This window comes from Tersicoccus solisilvae (assembly GCF_014643255.1).
Taxonomy (GTDB): Bacteria; Actinomycetota; Actinomycetes; order Actinomycetales; family Micrococcaceae; genus Tersicoccus; species Tersicoccus solisilvae.
The window spans coordinates 36,467-58,115 of the sequence record NZ_BMJI01000017.1 but is presented as its reverse complement, the minus strand read 5'-3'; the positions used below and the strand labels follow the sequence as shown (position 1 = coordinate 58,115).

The following is a 21,649-nucleotide window of genomic DNA, read 5'->3' as shown; positions in this document are numbered from 1 at the left end:
CGTTGCGCTATGTGCAATCGCATCACCGTCGACGACAAGAGGGGGGACCATGGCAGACGCATCCGGCACCCGTCCGGCCATCGACGCCGCGGCCGTGGACGGCCTGCGCACCGAGGTGCTGGACTGGCGGCACCAGGCGGTGCCGGCCTCCCGGCACGGGCTGACCGCCGAGGCCTTCGCCTCCGGCGGCAGCGCGCTCGCCGACCTGCAGACCCCGCTCCTCACCCTGGACTCCGGGGCCCTCACCCACAACCTCGACCTCCTCGCCGGCTGGTGCCGCGACCGGGGCGTGCTGCTCGCCCCGCACGGCAAGACCACGATGGCCCCGGCGCTCTGGCGCGCCCAGCTCGATCGGGGTGCCTGGGGCATCACGCTCGCCAATCCGGCGCAGCTGCGCGTCGGCCGGCACGTCGGCGTGCAGACGCTCATGCTCGCCAACAGCCTGACGGACCCGCAGGCGATCCGCTGGGTGGCCGGCGAGGTGGCCTCCGGCGCCCGCATCGTCTCCTGGGTGGACGACGTGCGCACCGTCGAGCGGATCGACGCCGTGCTGGGCGCCGCCGGTATCGCGAACGACGGCGCCGACGTCGAGCTCGAGCTGATCGTCGAGCTCGGGGGAGCGGGCGGCCGCACGGGTGCCCGCAGCGTCGAGGCGGCCCTGGAGGTCGCCCGCGCCGTCGGGGCCAGCCGCCACGGCCGCCTCGCCGGCGTCGGCGGCTACGAGGGTTCCCTCGCGCACACCGCCGACGACGCGGGACTCGCCGCGGTCCGGCAGTACCTGACCGCGCTCCGGTCCCTGCACGAGCGCCTGCTCGCCGAGGGCGCCTACCCCGGGGACGCGCTCGTCACCGCCGGCGGCAGCGCCTACTTCGACGACGTCGTCGGGATTCTCGGCCCGTGCGCGACCGGGCGCGGCAGCTCGGGCGGCGCCGCCGGGCCCCGCGTCGACGTCGTCCTCCGCTCCGGTGCCTACGTCATCCACGACGACGGCTTCTACCGCGGCATCTCCCCGTTCTCGCGCCAGGGCCCTGCGCGGCACGACCCGGACGGGGAGGACGCCTTCCGGTCCGCGATGCACGTGTGGGCCCGCGTGGTCTCCGCCCCCGAGCCCGGCCTGGCGATCCTCGACGCCGGCAAGCGGGACCTGCCGGTCGACGAGGGGCTGCCCGTTCCGCAGCTGATCGGCCCGGAACTCGGCGCCCCCATGCGCCCGCTCACCGGCGCCCGGATCACGGCCGTCAACGACCAGCACTGCTACCTGGTGACCGACCCCGACACGACGGACGGCATCGAGCTGCGGCCCGGTGACGTCGTCCGGCTCGGGCTCTCCCATCCCTGCACCGCCATGGACAAGTGGACGCTCGTGCCGGTGATCGACGACGCGGACCGGCCCGAGGACGCCGTCGTGGTCGACACGGTGCGGACCTTCTTCTGATGGCGGCCCCCGACGTGCCGGTGACCGCCCGGACCACGGTGATCACCGGCGCCACCGTCGTCGACGGGTCGGGTGCGCCCCGGCGCCACGCCGACGTGGCGATCGAGGGCACCCGCATCGCCGCCGTGGCCGCGCCCGGGGAGCTGGCCGGCACCGCCGCGGACCGGACCATCGACGCCGACGGGCTCGTGCTCAGCCCCGGCTTCATCGACATGCACGCCCACTCGGACCTGCAGCTGCTGGCCACACCCCGGCACGAGGCGAAGCTGACCCAGGGCGTGACCACCGAGCTGCTCGGCCAGGACGGCCTCTCCTACGCGCCCGTCGACGACGCCACCCTGGCCGGGGTGCGCGAGAAGATCGCCGGCTGGAACGACGACCCGGACGGCTTCGACTGGTCCTGGCGCAGCGTCCGCGAGTACCTGGACCGCCTCGACCGGCCCGACGCGGACGGCGGCCGGATCGCCACGAACGCCGCCTACCTCGTGCCGCAGGGCACCGTCCGGGCCCTCGTCATGGGCTTCGACGCGGGCGACCCCACTGCCGAGCAGCTGGCCCGGATGCAGGACGTCGTGCGCACCGGAATGCTCGAGGGCGCCGTCGGCCTCTCCTCCGGCCTGACGTACACACCGGGCATGTACGCGAGCACCGCGGAACTCGGTGCGCTCTGCCGCACGGTCGCTGCGCTCGGCGGTTTTTACGTGCCGCACCACCGCTCGTACGGCAAGGGGGCGCTCGAGGCGTACGCCGAGATGATCGGGCTGAGCCGGGACACCGGCTGCGCCCTGCACCTGGCCCACGCGACGATGAACTTCGCGGAGAACGCCGGTCGCGCGCCCGACCTGCTTGCCCTGATCGACGCCGCGCTCGACGCCGGTGCCGACATCACCCTGGACACCTACCCGTACCTACCGGGGGCGACGACGCTCTCGGCGGTGCTGCCGAGCTGGTCCTCCGCCGGTGGGGTCGAGTCCACCCTGGTGCGGCTGGCCGACCCGGCTGCCCGGGACCGGATCCGGCAGGATCTCGAGGTGACCGGCTCGGACGGCTGCCACGGCGTCACCGCGGAGTGGGACACCATCGAGATCAGCGGCGTCCGGCACGCCGACCTGGAACCCTACGTCGGCCGGACCGTCGCGGCGATCGCCGCCGACGAGGGGCGGGAGCCGTTCGCCGTGTTCGCGGACATCCTGACCCGGGACCGATGCGGCACCGGCATCCTCCAGCACGTCGGCCACGAGGAGAACGTGCGGGCCATCATGGTCCACCGCGCCCACACCGGCGGCAGCGACGGCATCCTCGTCGGGGCCAAGCCGCACCCGCGGGCCTGGGGCACCTTCCCGCGCTACCTCGGTCACTACAGCCGGGACCTCGGCCTGATGGGCCTGGAGGAGACGGTCCACCACCTCACGGGCCGGCCCGCGGCACGGTTGCGGCTGGACCGCCGCGGCCTGGTCCGCGCCGGCTGGGCCGCGGACCTGGTCATCTTCGACCCCGACACCGTGGCCGACCGCGCCACCTTCGACGACCCGCGCCAGCCGGCCGCGGGCATCCACCACGTGCTGGTCAACGGCGTCGCCGCCGTCGACGACGGCCGACCCACGGGCGCCCGCGCCGGCCGCGCGCTGCGCCGCACCCCGAGAGGAACCGCACCCCGCGATGACTGATCAACCCCAGACCCCGGACCCGGGCGGCCTCACCGGCCTGCTCGCGGCGGACCGCACCCTCGCCGTCGTCCGCGCGAACCGGATCCCCGATGCGGCGGACCTGCTCGCCGCGCTCGCCGCCGGCGGCATCCGCATCCTCGAACTGACCTTCACCACCCCGGACGTGCTGAGGCACCTGCGAGTGGCCGCCGACGCCGCGGCCGCGCACGGCGCGCTCGTCGGCGCCGGCACCGTGCTGACCGCCGAGCAGGCGCGGGCCGCCGTCGAGGCGGGAGCCCGGTTCCTCGTCACCCCCGGCATCCGCCCGGAGGTGGCCGCCGTCGCCGTCGAGGCCGGCATCCCCGTCAGCCTCGGGGCGATGACCCCCACCGAGGTCGCCCGGTCCCTGGACCTCGGGTCCGAGATCGTCAAGATCTTCCCGGCCCGCACGCTCGGACCCGGTCACCTCAAGGACCTGCACGGTCCCTTCCCGGAAGCCCGGCTGCTGCCCTCGGGCGGGGTCGACGCGGGCAACGCGCGCGGCTGGCTCGACGCCGGCGCCTTCGCCGTGTGCAGCGGCACCTCCGTCGTGCCACCGGCCGCGGTCGAGGCCGCCGCCTGGACGGACATCACCGCTCGCGCCCGCGAGTTCACCACCGCCCTGACCACCCCCGCCACCGACGAGGAGAACTGATGGACGCGTTCATCACCTGGCTCCACCACGACACCGCCGGCCTGCTGCTGCTGGCCGCGGCCGGGATCGCCCTGCTGCTGTTCCTCATCATCAAGGTCAAGGTCGAGCCGTTCATCGCCCTGGTCGGCACCGGCGTCCTCGTGGCCCTGGCCGGCGGGGTGAGCATCGAACAGCTCGTCGGCACCCCCACCAAGAGCAGCGACGCCCTGATCGAGAAGGGCTTCGCCGGCATCCTCGGCCACATCACGCTCATCATCGGCCTCGGCACGGTGCTCGGCGCGATCCTCGAACGCTCCGGCGGCGCCAAGGTGCTGCTGGACCGGCTGGTGCGCATCTTCGGGGAGAAGGGCACCCCGCTGGCCATGGGCATCACCGGCTTCGTGCTCGGCATCCCGGTGTTCTTCGACATCGGCATCTTCGTGCTCGCCCCGCTGGTCTACGTCGCCGCCCGCCGCGGCGGCCGGTCCCTCGCGCTCTACGCGCTGCCGCTGCTCGCCGGCCTGTCCGTGACCCACGCGTTCCTGCCCCCGCACCCCGGACCGGTGGCCGCCGCCGGGCTGTTCGGCGTCGAGCTCGGCTGGCTGATCATCATGGGTCTGGCCTGCGGTATCCCCGCCTGGTTCGTCTCCGGCATCCTCTGGGGCACCTGGATCGGCAAGCGGGTGCACACCACCGTCCCCGAGGACATGGTCGTCGACGAGGAGACGGGGGCCACCGGCCGGGAGCCCGCGCTGGGCACCGTGCTGCTGGCGATCGGCCTTCCGATGATCCTCATCCTCGGCGGCACCTTCGGCAACGTCTTCGTGCCGGCCGGCCTCGGCCGCGACATCCTCATCTTCTTCGGCAACCCGGCGATCGCCCTGACCGTCGCGGTGCTGCTGGCGATGTGGCTGCTCGGCACCCGCCGGGGCATGGCCGCCTCCGATCTCGCCGAGCTGACGTCCAACGCACTCCGGCCGATCGGCATGATCATCCTCGTCGTCGGCGCGGGCGCCTTCTTCGGGGCGGTCCTGGCCGCGACCGGCGTCGGCAAGGCGGTGGCGGACAGCCTCGCCACGGCCGGCCTGCCGCTCATCCTCTCCGCGTACGTCATCTCCTGCGGGCTGCGGATCGCCCAGGGCTCGGCCACCGTCGCCATCGTGACCACGGGCGGCATCCTCGCGCCGTCGGTCGCCTCGGCCGGGTTCTCCCAGCCCGAGCTGGCGCTGATCGTCATCGCGATCTCGTCGGGCTCGATCATCGCCAGCCACGTCAACGACGGTGGGTTCTGGATCATCGCGAAGTACTTCAACATGTCGGTCAAGGACACCCTGAAGACGTGGACCGTGCTGGAGACGGTGCTCTCGGTGGTCGGGTTCGCCGCGGCGGGCCTGCTGTTCCTCGTCGTGTGACCGGTTCGCGCCGATCAACGCCGACCGCGGGCCGGGCAGGAATTTCCTGTCCGGCCCGCGGCCTGTACGAAGGGTGAATCCGACGAACGCGAGCCCCGACCCCACCAGCACCGACCCCACCAGCCCCGACCGAACCGGTACCGACCCGACCAGCCCCGACCCGACCAGCCCCGACCGAACCAGCACCGGCCCCGGACGGCGGACGGCCCTCGTCGTCGGTGCCAGCGGCATCACCGGCTCCGCCCTCGTGGAGCAGCTGACCGCGGACGGCTGGGAGGTCCTGGCCCTCTCCCGGCGGCCGGCCACCAGTCCGGGCGTGCGGGGCATCGCCGCCGACCTGCGGGACCCGGACAGCCTGCGGGCCGCGCTCGCTGCCGAGGCGCCGACCCATGTCTTCTTCACGGCCTGGCAGCGGATGCCCACCGAGGCCGAGAACATCGCCGTCAACGGCGGCATGGTCCGCGACCTGCTCGCCGCCCTCGCGCACGCCCCGGTGCAGCACGCCGCCCTCGTGACCGGGCTCAAGCACTACCTGGGTCCGTTCGAGGCCTACGGCGAAGGGACCATGCCGGACACGCCGTTCCACGAGGAGGAGCCCCGGCAGCCGACCCCGAACTTCTACTACGCGCAGGAGGACGAGCTGGTCGCCGCGGCCGGGCGGCAGGGCTTCACCTGGTCCGTGCACCGCTCCCACACCGTCATCGGCCACGCCGTCGGCAATGCCATGAACATCGGGCTGACGCTCGCGGTCCAGGCGACGCTCGCGAAGGAACTGGGCCTGCCGTTCGTGTTCCCGGGGAGCGAGACCCAGTGGAACGGCCTCACGGACATGACGGACGCCGGTGTCCTCGCCGAGCAGATGATCTGGGCCTCGACCGATCCGGCCGGGGCGGACGAGCCGTTCAACATCGTCAACGGGGACGTGTTCCGGTGGCGGTGGATGTGGCCGCGGCTGGCCGCTCACCTCGAGGTGCCGGCGGACCGGGTCGTCGGCTTCGCGGGCGAACCCCGGCCGCTCGAGCAGCAGATGGCCGCGTACGAGTCCGAGTGGCCCGCGATCGCGGCGAAGCACGGGCTGGTCGAGCCCGACATCTCCCGGCTGGCGTCGTGGTGGCACACGGACGCCGACCTCGGCCGCGACCTGGAGGTCGTGACCGACATGGGCAAGAGCCGGGCGGCCGGCTTCACCGGCTACCGACGCACCGAACAGGCCTTCGCAGACCTGTTCGCCCGCTACCGGGCGGACCGGCTGATCCCCTGATCGGGGGCGTCGCCGCTCGCTCGATCCGGTGACTCCCGGCGGCTCCGGCGATACTGGCGGCATGACGTCGACGATGCCGGGCGCCTTCTCCCGGCCGGAGAACGAACGCGCCGGCACCCATCTGCTGGTGATGCTGCACGGCTACGGCACCGGGGAGGAGCGGATGGAGTCCCTGTTCGCCACCCTGCCGGCCGGCGTCACCGCCGCCGCGCCGCGCGGCAGCCTGGACGTGGGCGGCGACGTCGGCTGGTACCTGCTGGACCCCGGCCTGCGCACCGACCAGGGGCAGGTGATCACCGCGGCCTCCGGCGTGCTCGCCTGGCTGGACGGCGTGCTCGCGACCGGGCCCTTCGCCAGTGTCAGCCTGTTCGGGTTCTCCCAGGGGATGGCGATGGCGACGATGCTGCTGCGACTGCGGCCCGGGCGATTCCGCTGCGTGATCGGCATCGGCGGGTTCGTCCCCGAGGTCGACCTGCTCGCCGTCACCGAGCCGCTGCCGACACGGACGCCCTATCTGTGGCAGCGCGGCACCGGCGACCGGGTGATCCACCCCGGCGCGCTGCGGTACACCCAGGAGTGGTTGGAGGAGAACACCGCGCTGACCCGGCGCGAGTTCGACGGCGTCCGGCACGTCATCACCCCGGCCATGATGATCGAGACCGACCTGTTCCTCCGGGAGCACGTGCTCGACGCGGGGTGAGACGGTGCAACGGCTACCGCGAGTGGTGCTGCTGTGACGCGAGTGTGCAGGCAATCGTCACACGGGCCCCTTCCGTACCACTCGCTGTAGCCATTGCACCGCCGGAGACGGCGACGGCCGCCCGGAACGAACCGGACGGCCGTCGAGCGGTGAGCGGGAACTAGATCCAGGCGGGCGCCGGCGCGGCGGCCGAGCCGTCCGCGAGCGTCACGCCGGACGACTCGCCGGCGGGGACGCGGCCGGAGGCCCAGCGCACCAGGTCCGGCAGCGAGCCGCCGACCTCGGCGGCCGCGCCGTCGTCGGTCGCACCGACGCGCTCGCCGTCGTGCGGGCCGCCGGTCACCGTCAGCACGTACGCGTCGCCGCGCTTGGCCCACACCCCGGTGATGTCGGTGAGCAGGCGACGCAGCACGTCGTCCGGCACATCGGTGAACCGGGCACCGTTGTCCAGGTCGATCGCGTGCAGCCACACCTCACGGGTGCGCATCCACACGGTCTCCGAGACGGGCACCGTGCGGCCCTGGGCGGTGCGGACCTGCGCGGACCACTTCGCGGCCGGCAGGTCGCGCCACTCGACGGACAGGTGCACCGCGGAGTGGTCGAACAGGTTGAGCAGGGCGATCGGCTGCAGGGTGGCCCCGAAGTCGATCTCCCGGTTCCGGTACTCCCTGTCCGGGTACATCGGGGTCTCCACCCCGGTCGCCGCCCACTCCACCAGCCGGGAGATCGCCCGGGCGTTGTAGCCGACGTGGGCGATGAGCTTGCGCCGGTTCCAGCCCGGCAGCAGGGACGGCTCGTCCATGTCCGCGTACGAGAGCTCCCCGAGCTTGCGGGCGAAGAACGCCGTGCCCCGTCGCGCGGTCAGCAGCTCGCCGCGGACCTTCTCGTCCGTGACCAGGTCGTGCCGGGCGACCATGCTCAGGCCCCCGCGGTGGCGGGCACCTGCGCGCGGGCGACGTTGACGAGCTCGCCGATGCCCTCGATGCCGGTCTTCACGGTCTGGCCGTCGGTGATGTACACCTCGGGGGTGCGGGCGCGGCCGACGCCGCCGGTGGTGCCCGTGAGGATCAGGTCGCCCGGGTTGAGGGTGATGATCTCGGAGATGTACGAGACGAGGAACTCGGGCCCGTGCACGAGGTCGCCGATCGAGCCGACCTGCATCTGCTGGCCGTCGACCTCGGTGGTGATTGCCGCGTCCGTCGCCAGCTCGTCGGGGGTGACGACGACGGGGCCGACCGGCGTGGAGGCCTCCCACATCTTGCCCTGCAGCCACTCCTTGGTGCGGAACTGGTAGGAGCGCATCGAGATGTCGTTGGCCACGGTGTACCCGGCGATGTACTCGCCGGCCTCGGCCTCGGAGACCCGGCGCGCCTTCTTGCCGATGACGACGGTCAGCTCGGCCTCCCAGTCGATCGCCGGGTCCGCCTCGGGCAGCTCGACGTCGTCGTACGGGCCGGTCAGCGTCTCGGCGAACTTCGCGAACAGGGTCGGGTACTCCGGCAGGTCGCGGCCCATCTCGGTGATGTGGGAGGCGTAGTTCAGGCCCACGCACAGCACCTTGGACGGTGCCGGGACGACGGCGGCCAGATCGGCACCCTCGACCGAGTGCTGGGCGCCCTGGGCCGCCGCGGCGATCTGCTCCCAGCCCTCCTGGGCGAACAGCTTCCCGAGGTCGGCGTACCCGTCGATCTCGACGAACACGTCCCCGTCCTGCCGGACGGCAATGGTTCCGGACGAGGTGCGCAGGGTCGCGAGCTTCACTTGCTGTCTCCTTCGATGTAGGTGCGGTTGAAGGCGAGGCGCTCGTAGATGGGGGCGTCGCCGAACGCGAAGAGGTCGAACTGGCTCTCCGCCTGGATGGACCACGCGGCCCACGACGGGACGACGATCATGTCACCCTTCTCCACCCGGTGGGTCTGCCCGTCGAGCACGAACGCGCCGGTGCCCTCGAAGACCTGGTAGACGGAGGAGCCCACCTCGCGGACGGTGCGGGTCTGCACGCCCGCGCGCAGCCGGTGGAACTCGGCGCGGATCGTCGGCATGACGTCCCCGCCCGTGGTCGGGTTGACGAAGCGGACGGCCGCGTGGCCCTGGCCGACGGTGGCCGGGTGGCCCTCGTCCTCGAGGGCGAGCTGTTCGGTCAGTGCCCGGTCCGTGTGCACCCACCGGTACGCGCCGATGGGGGAGTTCGTGGTGTTCTGCAGGCCCGAGAGCGGACGCAGACCGGGGTTGGCCCACAGCCGCTCCGAGCGGGAGATGTCCGGGGTGGCCTCGTCGGTGACGCGCTCGGTGCCGAACTCGAAGAAGCCGGCGTCCATGCCGTGCACGAACGGGATGTCCAGGCCGTCGATCCAGGCCATCGGCTGGTCGGTCTCGTTGTGGTGGCCGTGGAAGTTCCAGCCCGGGGTGAGCAGGAAGTCGCCGCGGGACATGCGCACCGGGTCGCCGTTGACGACGGTCCACACACCCTCGCCCTCGACGACGAAGCGGAACGCGTTCTGGGAGTGGCGGTGCTCCGGGGCCACCTCGTGGCCGCCCAGGTACTGGATGGCGGCCCAGAGGGTCGGCGTCGCGTAGGGCAGACCCTTCAGACCCGGGTTGGCCAGCGCGATGGCGCGCCGCTCACCGCCGCGGCCCACGGGCACGAGGTCGCCCGCACGCTCGGCGAGCGGCAGCAGGGTGTTCCAGCGCCACACGTGGGGGACGGCGGACGGGCTGGGCACCATGGGCATCAGCTCGTCGATCTGGGTCCACAGCGGGATCATGTTCTCTTTGGCCATGGTGGCGTACATCGCCTCGAGCTCGGCGGCCTCCTCGGGCGTCGGCTCGGTGGCGACCATGGCGTTGTGGGCACTCTCGTGCGTCGTGGCCTCGTCGAAGACGGACATCGTGACCTCCTGGTGGCTGGGGCAGCGGCTGCCGGGCTGCGTAGGGCTCGATGCAGCGAGAGCTCGGGGCGATGACCGGCCGACGGTGTCGGCCCTCGGCCACGTCGCTGTGGCGCGGGTCACCCGAGTCCTCTCGACTCTAGGCACACCGACGGCGAGGGGGAAAACCATTCTGCTATGTGGAACTCGGCCGTCACGCGTCCGGCTCGCCGAGGTCGGCCAGGTCCTCCTCCATGAGCCGGCGCCGCTCGAAGAGGATCCCGAGCACCGGCCGCTCCAGCAGCCGCTCGAACCGGGAGCTGGGGGCCGAGAGGTGCAGGGAGGCGACGGCGCGTCCGCCGGGTCCGCGCACCGGCACGCCGAGGGCGCTCACCCCCGGCTCGGTCGCCTCGACGTTGGCGGCGAAGCCCTTCTCCCGGATCGTCGCCAGCTCGCGCACCAGGTCCGCCAGCGCCGGTTCGTCCAGGGCGTCGCCGCTCGTCTCGGCGCCGGGCGAGGTGAACAGCCGTCGGACGGTGGCGTCGTCGAGCTCGGCCAGCAGCACCTTCCCCCCGGACGTCAGGTGTGCCGGCAGCACGGCGCCGCGCCTGTCGCCCACACGCAGCACGTTGCCGGACTCCACGGTGAACAGGAATCGGGACTTCGTGCCGCTGCGCACGCTGAGGTTGACCGTCTCCCCGGTGTCGGCGCACAGCGCCTCCATCTGCGGCGTGCACAGGACGCGCAGCCGACGGTTCCAGTTGCCGGTCACCGGCCCAGCCCCCATGGACGGCCCGGGCAGGTACTGGCGCGATTCGTCCTGCACGGCGAACCCGCGGTACACCAGCATCGCCATCAGCCGGTGCGCCGTCGACGGGGCGATCTGCAGCTCCTCGGCGGCGTCCTTGAGCCGCAGCCGGCCGTTGTCCCGCAGCAGCTGCAGCATCCGCAGCGTGTTGTCCACCGACGTCAGCGCGTAGGCGGGGCGAACCTGCAACGGGGAATTCTGCACAGCAGAATGTTATCCCGCTCTCGTCGGTGTGACGCGCACCATGGAGGACATGTCCCACACCACTCCCGCGTCGACGACGGTGTCGCACGCTCCGGCGCCGCGCACCTTCGGCCGGCGGTCCCTGGTCGCGGTGATCATCTGCTGGCTGCTCGTCGTGTTCGACGGGTACGACCTGATCGTCTACGGCACCGTGCAGAACGAGCTGATCGCCAGGACCGGCTGGGGGCTGAACGCCGCCTCCGCCGGCACGATCGGCTCTCTCGCCTTCGTCGGCATGATGATCGGCGCCGTGTTCGCCGGCCGCATGTCCGACACCTGGGGGCGCAAGCGCACCATCCTCGGCTGCGCCATCGTCTTCTCCCTGTTCACCGTGCTGTGCGCCTTCGCCCCGAATGCGCCGGTCTTCGGCGCCCTGCGGCTGCTCGCCGGCATCGGGCTCGGCGGCCTGGTGCCGACCGCCAACGCCCTGGCCGCCGAGCTGATCCCGGCGCGCTGGCGCTCGATGATGGCCACGCTCATGATGTCCGGCGTGCCGATCGGCGGCAGCATCGCCGCCCTCAGCGGTCTGGCGCTGATCCCGACCCTGGGCTGGCCGTCGATGTTCCTCGTCGCCGTCCTCGCCCTCGTCGTGCTCGTCCCGGTCGGATTCGCCGTCCTGCCCGAGACGCTGGCCTCCACGGGCCGCGGTGCGGCCGACGGTGCGGCCGAGATCGAGAAGCCCGGCTTCGGGCACCTGCTCCGTCCGCCCTACCTGGGCATGAGCGTCCTCTTCGCGATCGCCACGCTGTTCACCCTGTTCGCCTGGTACGGCCTGGGCACCCAGCTGCCGAAGATCATGGCCTCCACCGGGTTCGACCTGGGCCCGGCGCTGACCTTCACGCTCGCCCTGAACCTGGGCGCGGTCGCCGGCTCGCTACTCACGGCGTGGGCGGGGGACCGCTTCGGCGCCGTCCCCACCGGCATCGTCGCCGCCGTCCTGGCCGGCGTGTCGCTGGTCCTGCTGATCACCCACCCGTCCGCCACCGGCGTCGTCTACCTGCTGCTGGTCCTCGCCGGTGTCGGCACGCACGGAACGCAGTGCCTGATCATCGCCGCGATCGCCAGCCGCTACCCCGACCGGTTGCGCGGCACCGCGCTGGGCTGGGCGCTCGGCGTCGGCCGGATCGGGGCGGTCCTCGCCCCGCAGATCTCGGGTCTGCTGCTGGCCACCAAGGGGCTGGACCCGGCCGTCAACTTCATCGTCTTCGGCGTCGCGGCCCTGGTCGCGGCCGCCCTGCTGCTGGGGGTTCGCCGCCACCCGGTCGCCATCAACGAGAACCACGCACTGGAGGTCACGTGAGCACCAACGACGCGAACACGAACGACACGACCGGCACGGACAGGGCGAGCGAGGTCCTGGTCGTCGGCGGCGGCATCGGCGGACTCGCCGCCGCCCTGGCGATGAAGCGGAACGGCGCGGACGTCACGCTCGTCGAGCACGCCCCCGAGTTCGGGGAGGTCGGCGCGGGCCTGCAGATGGCCCCGAACGCGACCCGCGTGCTGCGCGACTGGGGCCTGCTGGACGCGGTCCTGGAGGTCGGAGTCCAGCCGAAGCACATCGTGTTCCGGGACGCGACCACCGGCGCCGAGCTGCTGCGCCAGAACGTGCGGGACGAGTTCGCGAAGCGCTACGACGCCCCGTACGTCGTCGTGCACCGCACCGACCTGCACCGGATCATCCTGGACGCGGCCGCCGAGGCCGGCGTGACCCTGCTCAACGACGTCGAGGTGACGGGGACGGAGACCGCCGGGTCCCGGGCCACCGCCACGGCGCGGGACGGGCGCACCTTCGAGGCCGACGTCGTCGTCGCCGCGGACGGCCTGCACTCGAAGCTGCGCGCACAGATCGCGGACGACAAGCCCATCCCCTCCGGCTACGTCGCCTACCGTGGCGCGCTGCCGGTCTCCGAGGTCACGTACCAGTCCGACATGGAGGACGTCGTCGTCTGGCTCGGCCCGCAGTGCCACCTGGTCCAGTACCCGCTGCGCAAGGGCGAGATGTTCAACACCGTCGCGGTGTTCCAGTCCCCGGCGTTCCTGCGGGGAGAGGAGATCTGGGGCAGCGAGGACGAACTGGAGGAGGCCTACCGGGACTGCGTGCCCGAGGTGAAGGCCGCCCTGGCCAACCTGTGGCGCGTGCGCAGCTGGCCGATGTTCGACCGGGCGCCGATCCCCACCTGGGTCGACGGCCGCACCGCCCTGCTGGGCGACTCGGCCCACCCGATGCTCCAGTACCTCGCCCAGGGTGCCTGCCAGGCGCTGGAGGACGCGCGAGTGCTGGAGCGCATCACCGCCGACTCCGTGTTCGCCGGCGACACCGCCGACAACGCGGCGTGGGACGGCGCGCTCGCCCGGTACAACGCCGTGCGCGCGCCCCGGACGGCCCGCGTGCAGCGCACCGCCCGGGTGTGGGGAGAGTCCTGGCACGTCAGCCGGCCGGTGGAGAAGCTGCTGCGCGACATGCTGTTCGCCGGCGCCGGTGCCGACGTGTACCGCTTCACCGACTGGGCCTACTCCGTCGAGGCGACCGACGCGCTGGACCCGGCCGCGGGACCGAGCGAGGCCATCGAGCGGATCGCGGCGGTCGGCGACGACAACCGTCCCGGCGCCGCCCGCGTCGTCGGCGGTGGAGCGACCGAGGAGACCCCGGCCGCGCTCAGCCACAAGGTCGCCGTCTGATCGACGGCTCCCTCACTCCGTGCCGCCCCCACACGGGCGGCCCGGCCCACGGTTCGACGGGTCTCTCGCGCGGCACACGCCCGCGGAAGGCCCGTCGTTGCCGCGTCCGGGGCGTTCGCGTTCGGCGCATCGGTGCGCCCGTCGATGCTCAGCCCGCTGAGTACAGTGGGGGCAGATCCACGTCCGCGACCAGGAGGAATCATGGCATCGGAACGACCGGCCAATCCGGCAGTGAAGTTCGTGACGAAGGCGGCCTTCGACGACGAGGGCAACCCGAAGCCGGGGCTGACCCGTGTGCTCAATCGCACCCTCGACGTCAACCGCCCCCTCGTGCTGGCCAACCTCAAGCGACTGCGCAAGAAGCACCCGGACGCCACCGCGAAGAAGCTGGCGAAGCTGCTGCAGCGCGACTACCTGGCGGCGGTGACCGTCGGCGGCGGCGGGATCGGGGCGACCGCCGTCGTGCCCGGCATCGGCACCGTCGCCTCGCTCGGCCTGTCAGCCGTCGCCACCGGCGCGTTCCTCGAGGCGAGCGCGTTCTACGCGCAGTCGATCGCCGAGTTGCACGGCGTGCACGCGAAGGACCCCGAGAAGACCAAGGCCATGGTCATGGCGATCATGCTCGGCGAGGAGGGCAGCCAGCTGATGCAGTCCTTCGCCGCGCAGGCGGCCGGTCGCGGCGGCGGACCCACGACCCGCTGGGGTCTGGCCCTGGGCGGCGGCAGCTCCACCACGCTGTCGAAGACCATCATGGCGAGCATCCGGCGCCGCTTCATCAAGCGCTACCTGCTGCGCAGCGGCGGGGCGGTCCTCGGCCGCGCCCTGCCGTTCGGCGTGGGCGCCGTGATCGGCGGCGGCGCCAACCTCGCCATGGGGCGCGCGGTGGTCAAGGCCACCGCGGACGCCTTCGGCGAGGTGCCGGACACCCTGCCCGGGGAGCTCGTCACCGACCTGCAGCGGATCGAACTCTCCTCGAAGCCGTCGGATACCGCTCCGTCCCCCGCGTCGACGCCGTCGGCCGGCACGGACGACGCGTCGGCTTCGTCGTCCGGCTCGGCCGGGGACGCGGGTACCGACCGGTGACCACGGCGCTCGTCACGGGCGCGTCCGCCGGGCTCGGGGCGGAGTTCGCGCGGCAGCTCGCCGCGGCCGGGCACGACGTCGTTCTGGTGGCCCGCGACCGGGAGCGACTCAGCGCCCTGGCCGCGGAGCTGCAGCGGGAGCACGGCGTGCGAACCGAGGTGCTGCCCGCCGACCTGGTCACCGACGACGGTCTGGCCGCGGTGCGAGAGCGCCTCGAGCAGGCCGAGAACCCCGTCACCGTGCTGGTCAACAACGCCGGGTACGGCATCCTCACCGACTTCGTCGACACGCCGCTGGCGGACGAGCAGCGACTACTGCACCTGCTCGTCGAGGTGCCCCTGGCGCTCAGCCACACCGCCATCCCGGCGCTGGCCGCGCGCGGCGGCGGCCACATCGTCAACGTCGCCTCCGTGGCCGGCTTCATTCCGCGCGGCACCTACGGCGCGGCCAAGGCGTGGCTGATCAGCTTCAGCCGGTGGGCCAACGTGAAGTACCGGCCCCGCGGCGTCGTCGTGACCGCGGTGTGTCCCGGGCTCGTACGCACCGAGTTCCACCGGCGGATGGAGCTGGACACCCGGAACATTCCCGGCGTCGCCTGGCTGGAGGCGCCGCGCGTCGTGCGCGAGGGACTGGCTGCGGCGTTCGCCGGGCGAGCCGTCGTCGTGCCGTCGAAGCGGTACCGCGCGCTGGTCTCCGCCGGTCGCCTCCTGCCGGATCGGCTGATGGCCGCGGCCGGCCGCGTCGGTCGCTGAGTCAGCGGTTCCCGCCCGACCTCTGTCGCTGAGTCAGCGGTTCCCGCCCGAAAGCGGGGCTCTCTGAGCATGGGGTTCGGCGAAACCGGCTGACTCGCGGCGGGTCGGAACGCCGCGGAGCCCTATCCGAAGACGGCGTGAGCGACGGCGAAGATCACCAGGCCCGCGAGCGAGCCGACCACGGTGCCGTTGATCCGGATGAACTGGAGGTCCTTGCCGACCTGCAGTTCGATCTTCGCGGAGGTCTCCTCGCCGTCCCAGCGCTGCACGGTGTCGGTGATGATGGACGCCGCCTCGTGCCGGTATCGATTCACCAGATAGGCCGCGGTGTCGCCGAGCCACCCGTCGACCTTGGCCGTGAGCTCGTCGTCGTCGCACAGCCGCTGACCGAACTCCGTCACCAGACCGGTGAAACGCCGCGAGAGGTCGCTGTCCGGATCGGAGACCGCGGTCAGCAGAGCGGCCTTGGCCTGCTCCCAGGCCGTGGCCGCGAAGCCGCGGACCCGCGGATCGTCGAAGGTGCTCTCCTTGATCCGGTCGACGCGAGCCATCATCGCCGGATCGTGCTGCATGTCGTCCGCGAGGCGCAGCAGGTAGTCGTCGATGGAGCGGCGCACCTTGTGCTGCGGGTCGGCCTGCACGGCCCGGACGAACTTGAGCACCTCGCTGTGCACCTTGTAACCGACGACGCCGTCGAGCATCGAGGGCACCCACGAGGGGGACCGCTCCGTGACGAGGTCGATGACGGTGCCCTGGTTGCCGTCGAGCCACTGCTCGGCCCGGTCGACCAGCATGTCGACCACCGGCCGGTGGTGCCCGTCGACGAACAGCTCGTGCGCCACCCGGCCCAGCGGCGGACCCCACGGCGGGTCGATGACGTGCCGGCGGACCATGCTCTCGATCATGCCGGCGACGTCGTCGTCCTTGAGCAGCGTCAGGGCACCACGGATGATGACGGCGCCCTCCGCCGTGACGGTCTGCGCGCCGGTGCGGCCGTCCTCGCCGGGGGTGACGAGCCATCGGCCGGCCCGACGGGAGACCTGCGCCTCGGCGAGCTTGCCCCGCACCACCGGCTCGGACAGGAAGTTCGACTCGACGAAATCGCCGAGGGAGGCCCCGATCGCGTCCTTGCGCCGCGGGATGATCGCCGTGTGGGGGATCGGCAGGCCCACCGGCCGTTTGAACAACGCGGTGACGGCGAACCAGTCGGCCAGCGCGCCGACCATGCCGCCCTCGGCCGCGGCCCGCACGTACTGCAGCCAGGGGTAGCGGCCCTGCAGGGCGAAGGCGACGACGAAGACGACGGCGAGGCCGACGAGCAGCGCGGTCGCCAGGGTCTTCATCCGGCGCAGCGCGGCCGCCCGGACGGCGTCATCACCGGACGGCGGTGCTGCCGGCTCGGTCGCGGTCGGGGCGTTGCTCGTCGTCGTCATGCCCCCATCTTCGCGCGCCCAGCCGAGCGCCGCCTGTCCATCGAGCCGAGCCGGGAAACCGTCGCGGAATCGAAACAATCAGTGTGCTGACAATCCGCTAGGGTGGGCATACCGAATACCTCGGTGAACGGGCAGCGACCGCTGCCCATCCGTCATCGGAGGAGGGGCCATGACCACCACTCACACTCGCACCGGCCGGGCGCCCGTGCAGACCGTCGCGCTGCTCGTCGGCGCCGTCTTCCTGCTCGTCGGCATCCTCGGCTTCATCCCGGGTCTCACCACCAACTACGGCGCCCTGATGTTCGGCGGCCACCACTCGGAGGCCATGCTGCTCGGGCTGTTCCAGGTGTCCATCCTGCACAACATCGTGCATCTGCTGTTCGGTGTCGCCGGGATCGCGCTGTCCCGCAGTGACGCCGGGGCCAAGAACTTCCTCGTCGGCGGCGGAGTGATCTACCTCGTGCTCTGGCTCTACGGCCTGTTCATCGGTCAGGAGTCGGCGGCCAACTTCGTCCCGCTGAACACCGCGGACAACTGGCTGCACTTCGTCCTCGGCGTCGGCATGCTCGCCCTCGGACTGCTGCTGGGACGACGGGTCGCCACGCGCCGCACCGTCTGACCACCAGCGAGCCACCACCACCGGCCGGGTGACGCACGTCGTCATCCGGCCGGTGGTGTCTGCGGCGGGTCAACCCGGGCGTGCTGACGGTGGAGACCACGTGACGAGTAGCATCGTGCCCACACCGACGGCCCCGGCGGCCGGTGAGCGCAGCACCAGGTTCCACCCGTTCCGTTCGCCATCGACCTGACCATCGATCACCGACCACACCGACGACGGTGCGGTCCGACGGAGGAGACGACCATGAGCAGCAGCGTCAATCGCCCGCCCGAGCGCGGCGACGGGGCCGACGACCCGCGCCGGATCGACCCGGCCCCCGCCGGCGGCCGGCAGGCCGACGGCCAGGACACGGGCCAGTACACGGACAGTCAATTCACGGATCGCCAGAACCTCGAGGGCCGGTTCGATGACGACACGACCGGCCGCCACGGCGGCACGGACCGCCGGGACAGCGCGGGCAGCGCCACCGCTGCCGGCCCGGGACCGCGTTCCCGTGACCGGAACGATGAGTGGAGCCGGGGTGACCGCAACGAAGATCGCGGCGGGAACCCGCGTGCCGACATCGGCAGCGCCGCACGCATCCGCGACCGTGACGCCGCCGACGAAGACCGGAGCGGCGGCCGTGATCGCGACCGCGAGGTGGACGAGAACCGGCGCCGCACGGGAACCACGGAGCGGATCGTCAAGGAGCGCACCCGCGCCAGCCGCGGCATCGCCCGCACCGCCGCCGCCGTCGTCGCCCTCGTCTTCCTCGTCGTCGGCATCCTCGGCTTCGTCCCCGGCGTCACCACCGGCGTCGACCGCCTGACGCTCGCCGGCCACGATTCGGGCGCCCTGCTGCTCGGCATCTTCCAGGTGTCGGTCCTGCACAACGTCATCCACCTGGCGTTCGGCGTCGTCGGCCTGCTGATGTCGCGCACCGCGGGCGCCGCCCGGACGTTCCTCATCGGCGGCGGCATCATCTACCTGGCGCTGTGGCTGCTCGGCCTGCTCTTCGGCCACGACACGGCCCTGAACATCGTGCCCGTCAACGATGCGGACAACTGGCTGCACCTCGGCCTCGGGGTCGTCATGGTGCTGCTCGGCCTGCTGGTGGGCCGGCGCCGGGTCGTCAGCCGCGAGATCGTCGGCTGACGGGAACCCCGGCCTCCGGTTCGCGCCCGGGTGGGGCCGCTAGAGTCGGCACCGTGAGGGAGCCGCTGACCGACCCGACGAGCAGCCCGTCGACCGATCCGACGACGACGCCGGCCGTGGCGCGCCCCGCGGTGTACGCCCATCGCGGCGCCAGCGCCCGCTGGGCCGAGCACACCCGCGCCGCCTATCTGCAGGCGCTGGAGGACGGCGCCGACGGCGTCGAGTGCGACGTGCACCTGACCCGCGACGGCCACCCGGTGCTGTGGCACGACGACACGCTGGACCGGACGTCCGACGGCACCGGCGACGTCGCCGACGTCACGCTGGCCGCCATGCGCCGGCTCGACGTGAGTTCCTGGAAGGGAGCCGCCATCCCCACTCGGTTCGGCGCCCGCTCGGAGCAGTTGCTCACCCTCGACGAGCTGATCGACCTGCTGCTGGCGCACGGCCGGCCCGTCGGCCTGGCGATCGAGCTCAAACACCCGAGCGCCGCGGGGCGCGGCCTGGAGGAGACGGTGCTCACCGCGCTGATGCGGCGGGGCCTGGACCCGGAGACCTGCCGCCTGGCCAACATCGCCGTCTCCTTCATGAGCTTCTCCGCGGAGGCGGTCAACTACCTGCTGGCCACGGTGAACAGCGATCACGTGTGCCAGCTCATCGACGAGGTGTCCATCCACGACCTGCGGACCAAGGAGCTGCTCGGCCCGGTGATGCGCGCGATCGTCACCCGGTACCTGCGGCGCCTGTTCTCCGAGGCGAACGTCGTGATCAACAACCAGCGCGTCGGACTGGTGGGGCCCGGGGTGGCCTACGTGCGGCGCCACCCCCGCCGGATCGAGCGGTGGGTCGGCTCCGGTGCGGTGCTGCGCGTGTGGACCGTCGACGACGCCGACGACGCCCGCGCCTGCCTCGACCTCGGGGTGCAGGAGCTGACCACCAACCGGCCGGCCGAGCTGTTGGCCTGGCTCCGCACCGCGCCCACCGGCCCCACCGACTCCGCCGCCGCGCCGCGAGGCTGAACGCGTGCCCACCCCCATCCGCGACTACGCGTTCCTCTCGGACCTGCACGCGGGCCTGCTCGTCTCCCGGCACGGCAGCATCGACTGGCTCGCCTTTCCCCGGTTCGACTCACCGTCGTTCTTCTCCGCCCTGCTCGGCGATCCCCACCGCAGCCGCTGGTCGCTGCGCGCGGTCGACGGCACGGTCCGCGAACGCCGTTACCTGCCGGGCACGTTCGTGCTCGAAACGGTCTGGGCGACGACGACCGGGACGGCGCGGGTCACCGAGTTCATGCCCATCGGGCAGGACGCGGGCGGCCGGCCGGCCGCCGACGTCGTCCGCCGGGTCGAGGCGCTGACCGGGACGGTCGAGTTCACCGAGGACCTCGTGATCCGGTTCGGGTACGGCCGCACGGTGCCGTGGGTGCGCCGCGTGGCCGGCCCGGACGGCACACCCGCCCTGGTGGCCATCGGCGGCCCCGAGGCGGTGGCCCTGCGTCAGCCGGACCTGCCGACCGGCTCGGACCGGCGCCACCGCGGCACCGTCCGGGTCACGGCGGACGACACCGGCGACGCCGACGAGCGGGTCGACCTGGTGTTGACCTGGTTCCGCTCCCACCTGCCGGTGCCGGAGCGCCTCGACGTCGATGCCGCGCTGGCCCACACGATCGGCTACTGGGAGCACTGGACGGAACGCGCGACGAACACGGGAGCGCATGACGCCTGGGTCCGCCGATCGCTGCTGGTGCTGCGGGCGCTCACCCACGAGGCCACCGGCGGGATCGTGGCCGCGGCGACCACCTCCCTGCCCGAGTCCCTCGGCGGCGAGCGCAACTGGGACTACCGGTTCTGCTGGCTGCGCGACGCCGCGCTGACCCTGGAGTCGATGCTCGACCACGGGTACGCGCAGGAGGCCCTGCAGTGGCGGAACTGGCTGCTGCGCGCCGTCGCCGGGGACATCGAGGACCTGCAGATCGTCTACGGCGTCGCCGGGGAACGCGACCTCGAGGAGCGGGAGCTGCCCCACCTGACCGGGTACGCCGGGTCGACCCCCGTACGCATCGGCAACGGCGCCGTCGACCAGTACCAGGCCGATGTCGTCGGCGAGGTCATGGTGGCCCTCGGCAAGCTGCGTGGCGTCGGCGTGGCCGAGGACGAGTTCTCCTGGTCCCTGCAGCGCGAGCTGCTCCGCTTCGCCGAGCGCAACCTGGACCGCAAGGACCAGGGGCTGTGGGAGATGCGCGGCGACGGGCACTGGTTCACCCACTCGCGGGTGATGATGTGGGCCGCCTTCGACCAGGGGGTGCGCGCCGTCCACGAGCACGGCATGCCGGGGCCCGCCGCTCGCTGGACGGGGATCCGCGACCGGCTGCGGGACGAGATCCTGGCCCGCGGGTTCGACGCGGCCACGAACGCGTTCGTGCAGACCTACGACGGCACCGAGGTGGACGCCTCGCTGCTGCAGCTGCCGCAGGTGGGGTTCATCGCGTACGACGACCCGCGGATGCTCGGCACCGTGGCGCGGATCGAACGTGAGCTGCGCGGTCCGGGTGGCCTCGTGCTGCGCTACCGCACCGAGCACGCCGACGACGGGCTGACCCCGGGGGAGCACCCGTTCCTGGCCTGCTCGTTCTGGTTGGTGGAGCAGCTGGCGATGACCGGCCGGAACCGGGAGGCCGTCGCCCTGATGGACGCCGTCACCGCGTGCGCCAACGACCTGCTGCTCTTCTCCGAGGAGTTCGACCCGGAGACCGGCCGGATGGTGGGCAACTTCCCGCAGGCCTTCTCGCACCTCGCCCTGATCCGGGCGTCGGACGCACTCGGCGGGTACGACCCGAACCGCGGCCGGGACGGTCAGCACCGCTGGCCGCGGTCCGTCTCCGGCCACGCGTCCTGACCGAGGTAC

At 72.6% G+C, this 21,649-nt stretch carries 19 protein-coding genes; 14 read left to right on the top strand and 5 right to left on the bottom strand.

Annotated features, from left to right (window positions below; translation table 11 throughout):
* Positions 1 to 49 precede the first annotated feature (49 nt).
* From IEX22_RS12145 to IEX22_RS12120, 6 genes are all read left to right on the top strand, one after another.
* The gene (locus IEX22_RS12145; RefSeq protein ID WP_188668672.1) at positions 50 to 1,435 is read left to right on the top strand and encodes a type III PLP-dependent enzyme domain-containing protein; all 1,386 of its coding nucleotides are present in this window, start codon (positions 50 to 52) and stop codon (positions 1,433 to 1,435) included.
* A complete protein-coding gene (locus tag IEX22_RS12140; RefSeq protein ID WP_188668671.1) occupies positions 1,435 to 3,102 on the top strand; it encodes an N-acyl-D-amino-acid deacylase family protein in 1,668 nt (555 codons plus the stop codon). The genes IEX22_RS12145 and IEX22_RS12140 overlap by 1 nt, the downstream gene beginning before the upstream one ends.
* Positions 3,095 to 3,775, top strand: a complete 681-nt coding sequence (locus tag IEX22_RS12135) for a bifunctional 4-hydroxy-2-oxoglutarate aldolase/2-dehydro-3-deoxy-phosphogluconate aldolase (RefSeq protein WP_188668670.1) — start codon at positions 3,095 to 3,097, stop codon at positions 3,773 to 3,775. The genes IEX22_RS12140 and IEX22_RS12135 overlap by 8 nt, the downstream gene beginning before the upstream one ends.
* A complete protein-coding gene (locus tag IEX22_RS12130) occupies positions 3,775 to 5,166 on the top strand; it encodes a GntP family permease (protein ID WP_188668669.1) in 1,392 nt (463 codons plus the stop codon). The genes IEX22_RS12135 and IEX22_RS12130 overlap by 1 nt, the downstream gene beginning before the upstream one ends.
* A gap of 73 nt (positions 5,167 to 5,239) precedes the next feature.
* Positions 5,240 to 6,427 (top strand): SDR family oxidoreductase, encoded by a 1,188-nt coding sequence (locus tag IEX22_RS12125; RefSeq protein ID WP_188668668.1) that lies wholly within the window; start codon positions 5,240 to 5,242, stop codon positions 6,425 to 6,427.
* A 61-nt stretch (positions 6,428 to 6,488) separates the two neighbouring features.
* Positions 6,489 to 7,127, top strand: coding sequence for an alpha/beta hydrolase (locus IEX22_RS12120; protein WP_229659999.1), 639 nt, complete (start codon positions 6,489 to 6,491; stop codon positions 7,125 to 7,127).
* A 160-nt stretch (positions 7,128 to 7,287) separates the two neighbouring features.
* Here the strand turns inward: IEX22_RS12120 and IEX22_RS12115 are convergent, their stop codons facing one another.
* The 4 genes from IEX22_RS12115 to IEX22_RS12100 form a co-directional block, all read right to left on the bottom strand.
* On the bottom strand, positions 7,288 to 8,043 hold the full coding sequence (locus IEX22_RS12115) for a maleylpyruvate isomerase family mycothiol-dependent enzyme (RefSeq protein ID WP_188668667.1): 756 nt from the start codon (positions 8,041 to 8,043) through the stop codon (positions 7,288 to 7,290).
* 2 nt (positions 8,044 to 8,045) lie between these two features.
* Complete coding sequence (locus tag IEX22_RS12110; protein WP_188668666.1) at positions 8,046 to 8,888, bottom strand: fumarylacetoacetate hydrolase family protein; 843 nt, start codon at positions 8,886 to 8,888, stop codon at positions 8,046 to 8,048.
* Positions 8,885 to 10,015 (bottom strand): cupin domain-containing protein, encoded by a 1,131-nt coding sequence (locus tag IEX22_RS12105; RefSeq protein ID WP_188668665.1) that lies wholly within the window; start codon positions 10,013 to 10,015, stop codon positions 8,885 to 8,887. The genes IEX22_RS12110 and IEX22_RS12105 overlap by 4 nt, the downstream gene beginning before the upstream one ends.
* 193 nt (positions 10,016 to 10,208) lie before the next feature.
* Positions 10,209 to 10,991 (bottom strand): IclR family transcriptional regulator, encoded by a 783-nt coding sequence (locus IEX22_RS12100; protein WP_229659998.1) that lies wholly within the window; start codon positions 10,989 to 10,991, stop codon positions 10,209 to 10,211.
* Positions 10,992 to 11,055: 64 nt separating this feature from the next.
* Here IEX22_RS12100 and IEX22_RS12095 point away from each other — a divergent pair, with 64 nt between their 5' ends.
* From IEX22_RS12095 to IEX22_RS12080, 4 genes are all read left to right on the top strand, one after another.
* Positions 11,056 to 12,345 (top strand): MFS transporter, encoded by a 1,290-nt coding sequence (locus tag IEX22_RS12095; RefSeq protein ID WP_188668663.1) that lies wholly within the window; start codon positions 11,056 to 11,058, stop codon positions 12,343 to 12,345.
* On the top strand, positions 12,342 to 13,724 hold the full coding sequence (locus IEX22_RS12090; RefSeq protein WP_188668662.1) for an FAD-dependent monooxygenase: 1,383 nt from the start codon (positions 12,342 to 12,344) through the stop codon (positions 13,722 to 13,724). Before IEX22_RS12095 ends, IEX22_RS12090 begins: the two co-directional genes overlap by 4 nt.
* A 201-nt stretch (positions 13,725 to 13,925) precedes the next feature.
* Complete coding sequence (locus IEX22_RS12085; protein ID WP_188668661.1) at positions 13,926 to 14,807, top strand: hypothetical protein; 882 nt, start codon at positions 13,926 to 13,928, stop codon at positions 14,805 to 14,807.
* Positions 14,804 to 15,559: an SDR family NAD(P)-dependent oxidoreductase gene (locus IEX22_RS12080; RefSeq protein WP_188668660.1), complete on the top strand. Its 756-nt coding sequence runs from the start codon at positions 14,804 to 14,806 to the stop codon at positions 15,557 to 15,559. Before IEX22_RS12085 ends, IEX22_RS12080 begins: the two co-directional genes overlap by 4 nt.
* Before the next feature lie 122 nt (positions 15,560 to 15,681).
* Here the strand turns inward: IEX22_RS12080 and IEX22_RS12075 are convergent, their stop codons facing one another.
* Positions 15,682 to 16,992, bottom strand: a complete 1,311-nt coding sequence (locus IEX22_RS12075) for a DUF445 domain-containing protein (RefSeq protein WP_188668659.1) — start codon at positions 16,990 to 16,992, stop codon at positions 15,682 to 15,684.
* Between the two features lie 169 nt (positions 16,993 to 17,161).
* On the opposite strand from IEX22_RS12075, the gene IEX22_RS12070 reads away from it, so the two are divergent.
* The 4 genes from IEX22_RS12070 to IEX22_RS12055 all read left to right on the top strand — a co-directional run bounded on the left by IEX22_RS12070 (position 17,162) and on the right by IEX22_RS12055 (position 21,640).
* Entirely contained in the window at positions 17,162 to 17,611 is a 450-nt protein-coding gene (locus IEX22_RS12070) for a DUF4383 domain-containing protein (RefSeq protein WP_188668658.1), read from the top strand.
* Positions 17,612 to 17,854: 243 nt separating this feature from the next.
* The gene (locus IEX22_RS12065) at positions 17,855 to 18,745 is read left to right on the top strand and encodes a DUF4383 domain-containing protein (protein WP_188668657.1); all 891 of its coding nucleotides are present in this window, start codon (positions 17,855 to 17,857) and stop codon (positions 18,743 to 18,745) included.
* A gap of 53 nt (positions 18,746 to 18,798) precedes the next feature.
* The gene (locus tag IEX22_RS12060; protein WP_229659997.1) at positions 18,799 to 19,764 is read left to right on the top strand and encodes a glycerophosphodiester phosphodiesterase; all 966 of its coding nucleotides are present in this window, start codon (positions 18,799 to 18,801) and stop codon (positions 19,762 to 19,764) included.
* A 4-nt stretch (positions 19,765 to 19,768) separates the two neighbouring features.
* Positions 19,769 to 21,640, top strand: a complete 1,872-nt coding sequence (locus tag IEX22_RS12055; protein ID WP_188668656.1) for a glycoside hydrolase family 15 protein — start codon at positions 19,769 to 19,771, stop codon at positions 21,638 to 21,640.
* Positions 21,641 to 21,649 lie beyond the last annotated feature (9 nt).

What these genes read in the sequence shown, in the direction of transcription:
- IEX22_RS12145 (WP_188668672.1), top strand. Translation starts at nt 50, where the DNA reads ATGGCAGACGCATCCGGCACCCGTCCGGCCATCGACGCCGCGGCCGTG.
- IEX22_RS12140 (WP_188668671.1), top strand. Translation starts at nt 1,435, where the DNA reads ATGGCGGCCCCCGACGTGCCGGTGACCGCCCGGACCACGGTGATCACC.
- IEX22_RS12135 (WP_188668670.1), top strand. Translation starts at nt 3,095, where the DNA reads ATGACTGATCAACCCCAGACCCCGGACCCGGGCGGCCTCACCGGCCTG.
- IEX22_RS12130 (WP_188668669.1), top strand. Translation starts at nt 3,775, where the DNA reads ATGGACGCGTTCATCACCTGGCTCCACCACGACACCGCCGGCCTGCTG.
- IEX22_RS12120 (WP_229659999.1), top strand. Translation starts at nt 6,489, where the DNA reads ATGACGTCGACGATGCCGGGCGCCTTCTCCCGGCCGGAGAACGAACGC.
- IEX22_RS12115 (WP_188668667.1), bottom strand. Translation starts at nt 8,043, where the DNA reads ATGGTCGCCCGGCACGACCTGGTCACGGACGAGAAGGTCCGCGGCGAG.
- IEX22_RS12105 (WP_188668665.1), bottom strand. Translation starts at nt 10,015, where the DNA reads ATGTCCGTCTTCGACGAGGCCACGACGCACGAGAGTGCCCACAACGCC.
- IEX22_RS12095 (WP_188668663.1), top strand. Translation starts at nt 11,056, where the DNA reads ATGTCCCACACCACTCCCGCGTCGACGACGGTGTCGCACGCTCCGGCG.
- IEX22_RS12085 (WP_188668661.1), top strand. Translation starts at nt 13,926, where the DNA reads ATGGCATCGGAACGACCGGCCAATCCGGCAGTGAAGTTCGTGACGAAG.
- IEX22_RS12075 (WP_188668659.1), bottom strand. Translation starts at nt 16,992, where the DNA reads ATGACGACGACGAGCAACGCCCCGACCGCGACCGAGCCGGCAGCACCG.
- IEX22_RS12070 (WP_188668658.1), top strand. Translation starts at nt 17,162, where the DNA reads ATGACCACCACTCACACTCGCACCGGCCGGGCGCCCGTGCAGACCGTC.
- IEX22_RS12065 (WP_188668657.1), top strand. Translation starts at nt 17,855, where the DNA reads ATGAGCAGCAGCGTCAATCGCCCGCCCGAGCGCGGCGACGGGGCCGAC.